This is a genomic window from Klebsiella sp. 18074 (assembly GCF_902705905.1).
Taxonomy (GTDB): Bacteria; Pseudomonadota; Gammaproteobacteria; order Enterobacterales; family Enterobacteriaceae; genus Klebsiella; species Klebsiella terrigena.
Genome location: NZ_CACSIS010000045.1, coordinates 18091 through 31180 on the forward strand (window position 1 = coordinate 18091; position 13090 = coordinate 31180).

General features: G+C 57.9%; 11 protein-coding genes and 1 pseudogene. 6 read left to right on the top strand and 6 right to left on the bottom strand.

The features are described 5' to 3' along the window. Nucleotides 1–4 precede the first annotated feature (4 nt). Nucleotides 5–2110 (bottom strand): bifunctional 23S rRNA (guanine(2069)-N(7))-methyltransferase RlmK/23S rRNA (guanine(2445)-N(2))-methyltransferase RlmL, encoded by a 2106-nt coding sequence (gene rlmKL / locus GVK32_RS26795; protein ID WP_159873752.1) that lies wholly within the window; start codon nucleotides 2108–2110, stop codon nucleotides 5–7. 98 nt (nucleotides 2111–2208) lie between these two features. Between rlmKL and GVK32_RS26800 the strand changes: the two genes are divergently transcribed. Continuing rightward, nucleotides 2209–3318, top strand: a complete 1110-nt coding sequence (locus GVK32_RS26800; RefSeq protein WP_159873754.1) for a YcbX family protein — start codon at nucleotides 2209–2211, stop codon at nucleotides 3316–3318. 45 nt (nucleotides 3319–3363) lie between these two features. Here GVK32_RS26800 and zapC read toward each other — a convergent pair whose 3' ends face one another. Together zapC and pyrD are read right to left on the bottom strand one after the other, a co-directional pair. Then, on the bottom strand, nucleotides 3364–3906 hold the full coding sequence (gene zapC / locus GVK32_RS26805) for a cell division protein ZapC (protein WP_159873756.1): 543 nt from the start codon (nucleotides 3904–3906) through the stop codon (nucleotides 3364–3366). A gap of 167 nt (nucleotides 3907–4073) precedes the next feature. Beyond that, nucleotides 4074–5084 (bottom strand): quinone-dependent dihydroorotate dehydrogenase, encoded by a 1011-nt coding sequence (gene pyrD / locus GVK32_RS26810; RefSeq protein WP_159873758.1) that lies wholly within the window; start codon nucleotides 5082–5084, stop codon nucleotides 4074–4076. Between the two features lie 252 nt (nucleotides 5085–5336). Between pyrD and ssuE the strand changes: the two genes are divergently transcribed. The 5 genes and pseudogenes from ssuE (at nucleotide 5337) to ssuB (ending at nucleotide 9581) form a co-directional block, all read left to right on the top strand. After that, nucleotides 5337–5912: an NADPH-dependent FMN reductase gene (gene ssuE / locus GVK32_RS26815; RefSeq protein WP_041144819.1), complete on the top strand. Its 576-nt coding sequence runs from the start codon at nucleotides 5337–5339 to the stop codon at nucleotides 5910–5912. Beyond that, a pseudogene (locus tag GVK32_RS26820) lies at nucleotides 5905–6904 on the top strand (sulfonate ABC transporter substrate-binding protein). Before ssuE ends, GVK32_RS26820 begins: the two are co-directional and overlap by 8 nt. Next, complete coding sequence (gene ssuD / locus GVK32_RS26825) at nucleotides 6864–8009, top strand: FMNH2-dependent alkanesulfonate monooxygenase (RefSeq protein WP_159873760.1); 1146 nt, start codon at nucleotides 6864–6866, stop codon at nucleotides 8007–8009. The pseudogene GVK32_RS26820 and the gene ssuD overlap by 41 nt, the downstream one beginning before the upstream one ends. Nucleotides 8010–8019: 10 nt before the next feature. Further along, nucleotides 8020–8811, top strand: coding sequence for an aliphatic sulfonate ABC transporter permease SsuC (ssuC, locus tag GVK32_RS26830; RefSeq protein ID WP_041144816.1), 792 nt, complete (start codon nucleotides 8020–8022; stop codon nucleotides 8809–8811). Further along, nucleotides 8808–9581, top strand: a complete 774-nt coding sequence (ssuB, locus tag GVK32_RS26835; protein ID WP_159873762.1) for an aliphatic sulfonates ABC transporter ATP-binding protein — start codon at nucleotides 8808–8810, stop codon at nucleotides 9579–9581. Before ssuC ends, ssuB begins: the two co-directional genes overlap by 4 nt. Before the next feature lie 48 nt (nucleotides 9582–9629). Here the strand turns inward: ssuB and pepN are convergent, their stop codons facing one another. The 3 genes from pepN to GVK32_RS26850 form a co-directional block, all read right to left on the bottom strand. Then, complete coding sequence (gene pepN, locus GVK32_RS26840; protein ID WP_159873764.1) at nucleotides 9630–12245, bottom strand: aminopeptidase N; 2616 nt, start codon at nucleotides 12243–12245, stop codon at nucleotides 9630–9632. Nucleotides 12246–12504: 259 nt separating this feature from the next. Continuing rightward, nucleotides 12505–12813 carry a hypothetical protein gene (locus GVK32_RS26845; protein WP_159873766.1) on the bottom strand — a complete coding sequence of 103 codons (309 nt, stop codon included), beginning with the start codon at nucleotides 12811–12813 and terminating at the stop codon, nucleotides 12505–12507. Nucleotides 12814–12815: 2 nt separating this feature from the next. Then, nucleotides 12816–13055 carry a DNA polymerase V gene (locus GVK32_RS26850; protein ID WP_159873768.1) on the bottom strand — a complete coding sequence of 80 codons (240 nt, stop codon included), beginning with the start codon at nucleotides 13053–13055 and terminating at the stop codon, nucleotides 12816–12818. Nucleotides 13056–13090 lie beyond the last annotated feature (35 nt).

The following is a 13090-nucleotide window of genomic DNA, read 5'->3' on the forward strand; positions in this document are numbered from 1 at the left end:
CCTTTCAGGCTGCGGTAATCAGCCAGCAGTTGTGAATCTGACGGTTACGGGCAAAATCCTGAGATTGCGTTTTTTGCGTAATTTCCTGCGCTTTCAGGCCAAGCTGCGCCAGCCCGTCATGATCCATACGGAAACCGCGTTTATTATTCGAGAACATAATCGTGCCGCCTTTACGCAGTAGGCGTTTAAGATCGGTCAGCAGGCGCAGGTGATCGCTCTGTACGTCGAAGGTCTCTTCCATACGCTTTGAGTTAGAAAACGTCGGCGGATCGATAAAGATCAGGTCAAACTGTTCATCGCTCTCACGCAGCCAGCCCAGCACGTCGGCCTGCATCAGGCGGTGCGAACGGCCGGTTAAGCCGTTGAGGCGCAGATTTCGCTCGGCCCACTCGAGGTAGGTGCGTGACATATCGACGGTGGTCGTGGAGCGCGCGCCGCCGAGACCGGCATGAACGCTGGCGCTGCCGGTATAGGCAAAGAGGTTGAGGAAATCTTTGCCTTTGCTCATCTCGCCAAGCATACGCCGCGCGATGCGGTGGTCGAGGAACAGGCCGGTATCGAGGTAATCGGTCAGGTTGACCCACAGCCGGGCGTTATACTCCTGCACCTCGATAAAATCGCCTTTTTCGGCCATTTTCTGGTACTGGTTTTTGCCTTTCTGCCGTTCACGGGTTTTCAACACCAGCTTATTCGGCGCGATACCTAAGACCGAAATCGTCGCGGCGATAATATCAAACAGGCGCTGGCGGGCTTTATGCGCGTCGACCGTTTTCGGCGGCGCGTACTCCTGCACCACCACCCACTCGCCGTAGCGGTCGATAGCGACGTTATATTCCGGGAGATCGGCATCATACAGGCGGTAGCATTCGATACCTTCCTGGCGCGCCCATTTCTCAAATTTCTTCAGGTTTTTACGCAGACGGTTGGCGAAATCTTCGGCAAGCGAAACCGCTTTACCGCCTTCGTTTTCGGCAATGTGATAGTTTTTCTGCACGCAGTCCAGCGGGCCGTTTTTAGCCTTAAACTGCTTGTCGGCCCGCAGCTGCAGGCAGCTCAGCAGATCCGGAGAAGCGCTGAACAGCGACAGGTTCCAGCCGCCAAACTGGCTTTTCATCGTCCGGCCAAGCAGGCTGTGCAGAGCAATCAGCGCCGGCTCGCTCTCCAGACGCTCGCCGTACGGCGGGTTACCGATCACCGTTCCGTACGGGCCTTTCGGCAGCGGGTTGCTCAGCTGAGCAACGTCTTTAGCGGCAAACGTAATCAGCTCGCCTACGCCCGCGCGACGGGCGTTGCTGCGCGCGCGTTCAATCACCCGCGCGTCGACATCGGAACCGTAGAAGCGAGACTCATACGCCGCGAGGCCTGTGCGAGCGCGGGTCTGGGCTTCGGTTTTAACCTCTTGCCATACCGCATCATCGTGCTGGAGCCAGCCGTTGAAACCCCAGTGGCCGCGATGCAGACCCGGTGCGCGATCGGTAGCCAGCATTGCGGCTTCGATCAGCAGCGTACCGGAACCGCACAGCGGATCGAGCAGCGGCGTACCCGGCACCCAGCCGGAACGCATGACGATCGCCGAGGCGAGCGTCTCTTTGATTGGCGCCATACCGGTACCGTCACGGTAGCCTCGCAGATGCAGGCCTTCGCCGCTCAGATCTAACGAGATGTGCGCCGTCTCTTTGTTCAGCCAGACGTTGATCCGCAGATCGGGATTTTCACGATCGACATTCGGCCGCGGCAGATTTTTGCGCGTAAAGCTGTCGACGATGGCATCTTTTACCTTCAGCGCGCCGTACTGGCTGTTACGAATCTCTTCGTTCAGCCCGCTAAAGTGCACGGCGAAAGTGGCGTCAGGGGTGAAAATCTCCGTCCATGGAATGGCCTGTACGCCGAGGTAGAGGTCCAAATCGCTATACACGCTACACTGGCCTAACGGCATCATGATACGTGAGGCCAGCCGGCTCCACATCAGGCTTTGATACAGCAGGCGCGTATCTCCCTGAAAATGGACCCCGCCCTGGACTACCTGGCAGTCCGCTGCGCCAAGTAATTCCAGTTCAGTTTTTAACAGCTCTTCAAGCCCACGAGCCGTACTGGCAAACAGAGAATTCATATCGTCACTTTTACTAAAAGAAAATTGGTGCGCATTATAGCCAATATGCGCCCCATGTCATAAAGTTAAAGGCTTATTTTTAAGCCCAGAGACTCCGCATGAAAACGCTATCGCGACTTTTTATTCATCCCGTCAAATCCATGCGTGGAATTGGCCTGACGCACGCGTTTGCCGATATCAGCGGTCTGGCCTTCGATCGCCTGTTTATGGTGACGGAAACGGATGGCACCTTCATTACCGCCCGCCAGTTTCCGCAGATGGTGAAATTCACCCCCTCCCCGCTGCAGGATGGCGTTCATCTGACCGCGCCTGACGGCAGCAGCGCGATCGTTCGCTTCGCTGATTTTTCGCCTCAGGGCGAGCCTACCGAGGTGTGGGGAAACCATTTCACCGCCCTGGTGGCGCCGTCAACGGTTAACCAATGGCTAAGCGGCTTCTTTAATCGCCAGGTTCAGCTTCGCTGGCTGGGCCCGCAGCTGACCCGCCGCGTTAAACGCCATGACGCCGTCCCGCTCACCTTTGCCGACGGTTACCCCTATTTACTCACCAACGAAGCCTCGCTGCGCGATCTGCAGCAGCGCTGTCCGGCCAGCGTCCGTATGGAGCAGTTTCGCCCTAACCTGGTGGTCACCGGCGCCGAGGCGTGGGAGGAGGATAGCTGGAAGGTGATCCGCATTGGTGAAGTGATTTTTGATGTCGCTAAGCCCTGCAGCCGCTGCATTTTTACCACCGTCAGCCCGGAACGCGGGCAAAAGCACCCGTCCGGCGAGCCGCTGGCCACGCTGCAACGCTTTCGCACCGCGGTGGATAATGGCGATGTCGATTTCGGTCAAAACCTGATTGCCCGCAGCAGCGGCGTTATTCGCGTCGGTGACGAAGTCGAGGTGCTAACGCGTGGCCCGGCTAAGGCCTACGGCGCGGGCGAAAGCGATGATAGTGAACCTTCCCCAGCTCAGCAAAATGCGACGGTTGATATTGAGTGGCAGGGACAGCGTTTTACCGGAAATAACCAGCAGGTTCTGCTGGAACAGCTCGAGCAACAGGGGATCCGCGTACCCTACTCCTGCCGGGCGGGCATCTGCGGCAGCTGCCGCATTCGGCTTGAGGAGGGGGAAGTCAGCCCATTGAAGAAAAACGCCGTGGCGGCAGATGGCACTATTCTGTGCTGCAGCTGCGTACCGAAGACCGACCTGCGCCTGGCACCCTGAGGCCTGCAGCGGCTCATCGGCTGGCGGCCAAAGAGACTCGCCGGCCTAAACCGCCTCGCCGAGGCTGTAGCTGGAGATTCGTGGCGCGGGCTGCAGCCTGTCGTTCATAATTTTAATCACGTCGCCAAGCTGCATCACCCGTCCGGCCAGGGTTAACCCCGGCTGGGCCAGCAGGCACAGCGCGGCATTTTCGCCGGGCTCCACCACCAGCAGATTCACCTGCTGTCCGGTATCGCTGAGCCAGGCGCTGGCGGTATCGCCGCCGCCGAGCTGCCAGCTCTCTTCATGGCTGGTGAAATGCCAGCTTTTCGGCATCTGGGGCTTAAGAAAACGAATGGCGACCAGCGCGTTAAGCACTAATTCAGCGCGCTGCTCTTTAGATAATTCTATATCCCGGCATTTTTCTTCGAAGGAAAAATAAAGGGCTGCGTCGTCAACGCAAAATCCGGATGGCGCGAATGCATCGGGCGTGAGCATCCGGCGCGCAAAGCGCGAGCGGAACAACATACCATTGGCCAAATCGAGCATCATACGATCGTGCTCTTCATCGTAATACCAACGCCAGTTATCGTCAGGTTTAATCCGCATTTTTCCCCCGTCCTCTTTCACTTCCATCTGTAATGCACAGCATACGGCAACAGAATTATTTCCAAAATTAAGAAAAGACCAAAATGTCTAAATAAGCAACAATGAGGGAATATAAAACAACCAGGGCCGGAAATAAAGCCCTGGGGGTGTTTCAGAGGGGGAAAAGATTAGATATTGGTAACAATTTCTTTAATCAGCGGCGGACCTTTAAAAATAAAGCCAGAATAAATCTGAACCAGCGTCGCACCGGCGGCGATTTTTTCCCGAGCAGCAATCGCAGAGTCAATCCCGCCGACTCCGATAATTGGCAAGCGGCCGTTTAATTCTGTCGCCAGCATGCGGATAATCTCAGTGCTTTTTAATTGCAGAGGACGACCGCTGAGGCCACCGGTTTCATCGCAATATTGCATTCCCTGCACCAGCGATCGATCGAGGGTGGTATTGGTGGCAATCACGCCGTCAATATTATGGCGAACCAGGCTATCGGCCACCTGGATCAACTCCTCAAGAGAAAGATCCGGGGCGATCTTCACGGCCACCGGGACATATTTTTGATGCTTCTGCTGCAGCTCAAGCTGCTTATTTTTAATACCGGTAAGTAAATCATCGAGCGCGTCGCCATATTGTAAAGTACGCAGCCCCGGGGTATTCGGTGAGGAGATATTAATGGCGATATAGCCGGCGTAGGGATAGACTTTTTCCATACAAATCAGGTAATCATCTTTTCCCTGCTCAACCGGGGTGTCTTTATTTTTACCGATATTAATCCCAAGAATACCGTCAAAATGCGCCTTTTTAACGTTCTCGACGAGGTTATCAACGCCGAGATTATTAAAGCCCATACGGTTGATCAAACCTTCTGCCGCCACCAGGCGGAAGATCCTCGGCTTATCGTTACCCGGCTGCGCGCGCGGCGTCACGGTACCAATTTCGATTGAACCAAAACCCATTGCCCCGAGCGCATCGATACACTCGCCGTTTTTATCCAGCCCAGCGGCAAGACCCAGCGGATTCTTAAACGTGAGCCCCATGCAGGTCACCGGTTTAGACGGCACCTTCTGGCGGATCAGCATTTCAAGCGGCGTTCCCGATACACGGCGTAATTGTTGGAAGGTTACTTCATGAGCGCGCTCAGGATCGAGCTGAAAAAGAGCTTTACGAACGAAGGGGTAGTACATGAACTCTCCTGGATTCCCGGTGTGCAAACCGGGGGCGTATTATGTTCGATCCTCAGCGGAAAGGGAATTGACCTGTGACAAAAAATCATCCATCCGACGCAAACGTTTACTTTTCCGCCCTGCTTTATGCAAATTCTGACAAAACAAGGGTGGAAAAATCATTTAGGTAAATAAATCGCCTCTGTCACACTGCCGGTAAATGTTATCAATAATAGATAAATGCAAACATTTGGTTATAAGGAGAGAGAGAACATGCGTGTCATCACACTTGCGGGCAGCCCGCGCTACCCTTCCCGTTCCAGCGCCCTTCTGGAATATGCCAGAGAGACGCTCTCCGCCGCTGATGTTGAAGTCTGCCACTGGCACCTGCAGAATTTTGATCCGGAAGATCTTCTTTATGCGCGTTTCGATAATCCGGCGCTGCAGACTCTTAATGAACAGCTAGCCGGCGCGGATGGCCTGATTATCGCCACCCCGGTCTACAAGGCCTCTTTTTCCGGCGCGCTGAAGACGCTGCTCGACCTGCTGCCGGAACGTGCGCTGGAAGGCAAAATCGTCCTGCCCCTGGCGACCGGCGGCACCATCGCCCATATGCTGGCTGTGGACTATGCCCTGAAGCCGGTTCTTAACGCCCTGAAAGCCCAGGAGATCCTCCACGGCGTGTTTGCCGATGATAGCCAGGTGACTGACTATCAGCACAAGCCGCAGTTTACGCCAAACCTGCAGGGTCGCCTCGACCACGCGCTGGAGACGTTCTGGCAGGCGCTTCATCGCCCAACCAGCCGCGCGCCGGCCCTGAAAGCAACCCGAGGGGTCGAACATGCGTAAACTCCTCGCTCCTCTGGCACTCGGCGGGCTGCTGATGCTCTCCGCCCTGAGTCACGCGGCACAGTCCGCACCGGACGCTCTGCGTATCGGCTATCAAAAAGGCAGCGTCAGCATGGTGCTGGCAAAAAGCCACCAACTGCTGGAACAGCGCTATCCGGGCACCAAAATCTCCTGGGTGGAGTTTCCCGCCGGCCCGCAGATGCTCGAAGCGTTAAACGTCGGCAGCATTGATATTGGCAGCACCGGCGATATTCCGCCTATCTTTGCCCAGGCCGCCGGGGCCGATCTGGTGTACGTCGGCGCCGAACCGCCGAAACCCAAAGCCGAAGTGATTCTGGTGGCGGAAAACAGCCCGATTAAAGAGGTCGCCCAGCTAAAAGGCCGTAAGGTCGCCTTTCAGCGCGGCTCCAGCTCCCACAACCTGCTGCTGCGCGCCTTACAGCAGGCGGGCCTGACGTTCAGCGATATCCAGGCGGTTTATCTTGCTCCCGCCGACGCGCGTGCGGCTTTCCAGCAGGGTAACGTCGACGCGTGGGCCATTTGGGACCCCTACTACTCCGCGGCTCTCCAGCAGGGCGGCGCCCGGGTTCTGAAAGATGGCACCGACCTGAAGCAAACCGGCTCTTTTTATCTCGCTTCCCGCCCTTATGCGCAAAAAAATGGCGCGTTTATTGAGGGCGTGCTGCAGACCTTTAGCCAGGCCGATGCGCTGACGCTCAGCCAGCGTGCGCAAAGCATTACCCTGTTGGCCAAAATCATGGGGCTTCCTGAGGCGGTGATAGCCAGTTATCTCGACCATCGCCCGCCAACCACCATTACGCCGGTTAGCGCCGAAACCGCCGCTCGCCAGCAGCAAACCGCCGATCTGTTCTATGAGAACAAGCTGGTGCCGAAAAAAGTCGATATCCGCGCGCGCATCTGGCAGCCCGCGGCCCTTCAAGGAGCGAAATCATGAGTCTGAATATGTTCTGGTTTTTACCTACTCACGGTGACGGCCGCTATCTTGGTACCGAGCAAGGCGCGCGTCCGGTTGATTACGGCTATCTGCAGCAGATTGCGCAGACCGCCGATCGCCTCGGATATACCGGCGTCCTGATCCCCACCGGACGCTCATGCGAAGACGCCTGGCTGGTGGCCGCCTCGATGATCCCGGTGACTCAGCGCCTGAAGTTTCTCGTCGCCCTGCGTCCGAGCGTGGTGTCGCCAACGGTCGCCGCGCGCCAGGCGGCGACGCTGGATCGGCTCTCCAACGGCCGGGCGCTGTTTAACCTGGTGACCGGGAGCGATCCGCAGGAGCTCGCCGGCGACGGTGTATTCCTCGATCACACCGAGCGCTATGAAGCCTCGGCGGAATTTACCCATATCTGGCGCCGGCTGATGGAGGGCGAAACCGTCACCTTCAACGGCAAGCACCAGCGCGTGCGCGGTGCGAAGCTGATGTTCCCGCCGCTGCAGCAGCCGCGTCCCCCGCTCTACTTCGGCGGATCTTCTGAAGTGGCGCAGGATCTCGCCGCCGAGCAGGTCGATCTCTATCTGACCTGGGGAGAGCCTCCGGCGCAGGTGGCGGAAAAAATCGCCCAAGTGCGTGAAAAGGCCGCCCGTCACGGCCGTAAGGTTCGTTTCGGCATCCGCCTGCACGTCATCGTGCGTGAAACCAACGAAGAGGCCTGGCAGGCAGCGGAGAGCTTAATTTCCCATCTGGATGATGACACCATCGCCCGGGCGCAGGCCGCCTTTGCGCAAACCGATTCCGTCGGCCAGCAGCGCATGGCCGCGCTGCATAACGGCCAGCGCGACAAGCTCGAAATCAGCCCTAACCTGTGGGCCGGCGTCGGCCTGGCACGCGGCGGCGCCGGCACCGCGCTGGTCGGCGATGCCGCCACGATTGCCGAGCGCATCAACGAATATGCCGAGCTCGGTATCGATAGCTTCGTGCTTTCCGGTTATCCGCACCTTGAGGAAGCTCTGCGCGTTGGCGAGCTGCTGTTCCCGCTGCTGGACGTCAATATTCCGTCAATCCCGCAGCCGCAGAACCTGCGTCCGCAGGGTGAAGCGGTAGCGAATGAATTTATCCCACGTAAAGCGGCGCAGAGCTGAGGAGCGACATATGGCTATCGCTGGGCAAAAACTGCTGATCCGCCTTGCCCCCTGGTTTTTACCGGTCGGCACCGTTATCGTCTGGCAGCTCGCCTCTTCGGTGGGCTGGCTCTCCACCCGGATCCTGCCTTCGCCGGAAGGGGTGCTGAAAGCCTTCTGGACGCTCTCCGCCAGCGGCGAGCTTTGGCAACATCTGGCCATCAGCTCGTGGCGCGCGCTGCTTGGCTTCGCTATCGGTGGCTCCATTGGCCTGGCGTTGGGGATGATCAGCGGCCTCTCCCGCTGGGGAGAGCGTCTGCTGGATACCTCGATTCAGATGCTGCGCAACGTGCCGCACCTGGCCCTGATCCCGCTGGTTATTTTATGGTTCGGCATCGACGAGAGCGCCAAGATTTTTCTCGTCGCGCTGGGCACCATGTTCCCAATCTATATCAACACCTGGCACGGTATCCGCAACATTGACCGCGGGCTGGTCGAGATGGCGCGCAGCTACGGCTTATCCGGTTTTGCGCTATTTCGTCACGTGATTCTTCCCGGAGCCCTGCCGTCAATCATGGTTGGTATCCGCTTCGCGCTCGGCCTGATGTGGCTAACGCTGATCGTCGCCGAGACCATCTCGGCCAACGCCGGCATCGGCTACCTGGCGATGAACGCGCGCGAGTTTTTGCAAACCGACGTGGTGGTCGTGGCCATCATTCTCTACGCCATTCTGGGCAAACTGGCCGACTTCAGCGCACAGCTGCTGGAACGCGTCTGGCTGCGCTGGAATCCGGCCTATCATCTTCAGGAGGCTAACGCATGACGACCGCCCGTCTGAACCCAGGGATCCCGCTGTTGCTTAACGGCGTGACCAAACGCTACGGCGAAAACACCATTCTTAACGCGCTGGATTTACATATTCCCACCGGGCAGTTCGTCGCGGTGGTCGGGCGCAGCGGCGGCGGTAAAAGTACCCTGCTGCGCCTGCTGGCCGGGCTGGAGAAACCCAACGCCGGCGAGCTGCTGGCGGGAGCCACGCCGCTGGCGCAAATCCAGGACGATACCCGCATGATGTTTCAGGATTCGCGCCTGCTGCCGTGGAAAACGGTGATCGATAACGTCGGCCTCGGGCTTAAAGGCTCGTGGCGGGAGGCGGCCCTGCAGGCGTTGGCCAGCGTCGGCCTCGAAAACCGCGCCAATGAATGGCCGGCGGCGCTTTCCGGCGGACAAAAGCAGCGCGTGGCGCTGGCTAGGGCGCTGATTCATCGCCCCGGCCTGCTGCTGCTCGACGAGCCGCTCGGCGCGCTGGACGCCCTCACCCGCCTCGAGATGCAGGATTTAATCGTCTCGCTCTGGCAGAAACATGGCTTCACCGTCCTGCTGGTGACTCACGACGTGAGCGAAGCGGTGGCGATGGCCGATCGGGTGCTGTTGATTGAAGAGGGCAAGATTGGGCTGGACGTTACGGTAGATATTGCGCGCCCGCGGCATACCGGTTCGGCGCGGCTGGCGGAGCTGGAGGCAGAGGTTCTCAACAGAGTAATGAAGCGCGGCAGGCACGAAGCCTCCCCGCGCCTGTTCAGTCACGGCTAACGGCTCCCGGAGCGCGGCGCTGCCGCCGCACTTCGGGAGCGGACGCTATTACGCCAACGCCTTACTGATTTTCTCGAACAGATCGCCGGAGAGATTCTCCAGACCTTTCAGCTGCTCCAGCGCCGCGCGCATCAGCGCCTGGCGTTTGGCATCATAACGCTTCAGACGAATCAACGGCTCAATCAGACGCGACGCCACCTGCGGGTTGCGGCTGTTCAGCTCGGTCAGCATCTCCACCAGGAACTGATATCCGCTGCCGTCTTCGGCGTGGAAGGCTGCCGGGTTGCTGCTGGCAAAGGCGCCAATCAGCGAGCGAATGCGGTTCGGGTTGTTCATGCTGAACGAACGGTGGTTCAGCAGCGCGCGCACCGTCTCCACGGTGTTATCCGCCGGGCTGGTGGCCTGCAGGATCAGCCATTTGTCCATCACCAGGCCGTCCTGATGCCATTTATCGTCATACTCCTGCATCAGCGCATCGCGGCACGGCAGCTGCGCCGCCACCGCTGCCGACAGGGCAGCCAGCGCGTCGGTCATGTTGTCGGCCTGATGATACTGGGCGACGACCAGCTTATCCGCCAGCTCGGCGTCGCCAAACGCCAGATAGCGCAGGCAGGTATTGCGCAGCGAACGCTTGCCAATATCGGCATGCTCTACGCGATAGCCGTCAAGCTTATTGACGTTATAGATAGCGAGGAACTCGTCCGCCAGCTCTTTCGCCAGCGTGCGGGTGAGCGCTTCGCGCACCGCCACGATGGCAAGCGGATCGATAATCGCAAACAGCTCGGCGATTTCACTGGCGGACGGCAGCGTCAGGATCTCTGCCGCCAGCGCCGGATCGATCTTCTCATCCAGCAGGATCGCGCGGAACGCATCGGCAACGTGAACCGGCAGCGACAGGGGCTGGCCCTGCTGATGGCGATTGACGTTAAGCTTGATGTAGGTCGCCAGCAGGCTCTGCGCGGCATCCCAGCGGGAGAAGTCGTTGCGCGCGTGGCGCATCAGGAACGTCAGCTGCTGATCGCTCCACTTATATTCCAGCTTCACCGGGGCGGAGAACTCGCACAGCAGCGCCGGAACCGGCTGGAAGTAGACGTTATCGAAGACAAAGGTCTGTTCGGCCTGGGTAACGTTCAGGACGTGATGCACCGGGTGCCCGCCCTTCTGCAGCGGGATCGCCTTGCCTTCGTTATCATATAGCTCGATATCGAACGGAATATGTAGCGGCTGCTTTTCCGCCTGCTCCGAGGTCGGCGGCGTACGCTGGCTGATGGTCAGCCGGTACTGCTCGGTTTCCGGGTTGTAGTCGTCATGCACGCTCACCACCGGCGTACCGGACTGGCTGTACCAGCGGCGGAAGTGTGACAGGTCAACGTTCGACGCGTCTTCCATCGCCTGAACGAAATCGTCGCAGGTGGCGGCGCTGCCGTCGTGACGCTCGAAGTACAGCTGCATGCCTTTCTGGAAGTTGGCCTCACCCAGCAGGGTATGCAGCATGCGGATCACTTCCGCACCCTTTTCATATACCGTCAGGGTGTAGAAGTTGTTCATCTCGATAACCTTATCCGGACGAATCGGATGGGCCATCGGGCTGGCGTCTTCGGCAAACTGCAGCCCGCGCATGGTGCGGACGTTGTTAATACGGTTCACCGCGCGCGAGCCCAGATCGGAGCTGAACTCCTGATCGCGGAACACGGTCAGCCCCTCTTTGAGGCTCAGCTGGAACCAGTCGCGGCAGGTCACGCGGTTGCCGGTCCAGTTGTGGAAATATTCGTGGCCAATCACGCGCTCGATATCGAGATAGTCTTTATCGGTGGCGGTATCGGTGCGGGCCAGCACGTATTTGGAGTTAAAGACGTTCAGCCCTTTGTTCTCCATCGCCCCCATATTAAAGAAGTCGACGGCGACAATCATGTAGATATCGAGATCGTACTCGAGGCCGAAACGGGTTTCGTCCCATTTCATCGAGTTTTTCAGCGACGTCATCGCCCACGGCGCGCGGTCAAGGTTGCCGCGATCGACGAACAGTTCCAGCGCCACTTCGCGTCCGGAACGGGTGGTGAAGGTATCGCGTAGAACGTCGAAATCACCGGCCACCAGCGCGAACAGGTAGCAGGGTTTCGGGAACGGATCCTGCCACTGCGTCCAGTGACGGCCGTTTTCCAGCTCGCCCTGCGCCACGCGGTTGCCGTTAGAGAGCAGGTACGGGTATTTCGCCTTATCGGCGATAATTTTGGTGGTGAAGCGCGCCAGAACGTCCGGGCGGTCCAGATACCAGGTAATATGGCGGAAACCTTCCGCTTCACACTGCGTGCACAGCGCTTCGCCAGACTGATACAGCCCTTCGAGCGCGGTATTGGCCGCCGGGCTGATTTCATTGACGATAGTCAGGGTGAAATGTTCCGGCAATCCGCCAATAACCAGCTGGTTATTTTCTTCTTTATAGTCGCTCCACGGCTGACCGTTAACCTGCAGAGAGACCAACGTCAGGTCTTCGCCATCCAGACGCAATGGCACATCAGACGCAGCCGCGTGACGGGAGACTTTACTCTCGGCCGTAACAACGGTTTTCGCGGCATCCAGGTCAAAGGTCAAATCGATATCGCTAATCAGATAGTCCGGCGCACGATAGTCGTGGCGGTATTTGGCTTGGGGCTGTTGTGTCATAAAAAACCTTTAGCATGTTCCATAAAGTGTCAAACCCAGTCTATTCCTGTTGTGATGTTCTCGCTATGCAGAATCTTCATCTTTTCAACGTCAAACACGAAAATCGCTACATTTTGATAATATAAGAGCGTAGTTTCTATTAACATCCAAGGTCGCCCAAGAGCGCATTCACAAACAACAGGTTATGGCCTTGATGGATACATGGTTACTAAGTTCGCCCATGTTCACACTCATTTTATGCCCCATCCATGCCCCATCATTAAATCGGGCAGTCGTCCCGACGCAGGTCGTTAACAGAAAACGTCACCACGCCGTATACCTCGACCCCATCGCCCTCGACCGCCTCCCCATCCCGGGTAATGAACGATTGCCCCTGCAGCCGACCGAAATCCGTTATCCCATCGTAACGAATCAAAACATAATCACCAGGCTGCGGACGAAGCGACATATCCAAAATGGCATAGCCGGAATCTGTTTTGACGATTTTTGAGTTGGCATCCATCCGGCACAGTTTCGTGACGGTCAGTGTATCCTCGATATAGTCAGATGCTGGAGACGGAAATCCCATGGTTACAGCCCTCCATTCGGGTTGTAGAGCTGGAATGTACGGTCGTCGCCCTCTTGCGTGGAGACGTCTTTGAATGTCGTCACATAGCCCTCTATCCACTGGTTCGCCTGCCGTGGCGACCAGTGCCAGTTATACCGCTCAAGCTCCTGCAGAAACCGCCTGGTGGTGATGGTGCGCCTGCCGTTGGGCTCGATGACTATCGCCGCCCGGCAGGCTGTTTCAATTTCGTAAAGGCGTGGCATGATCTTAACCTCTCAATGATACTGTTTTTATATAC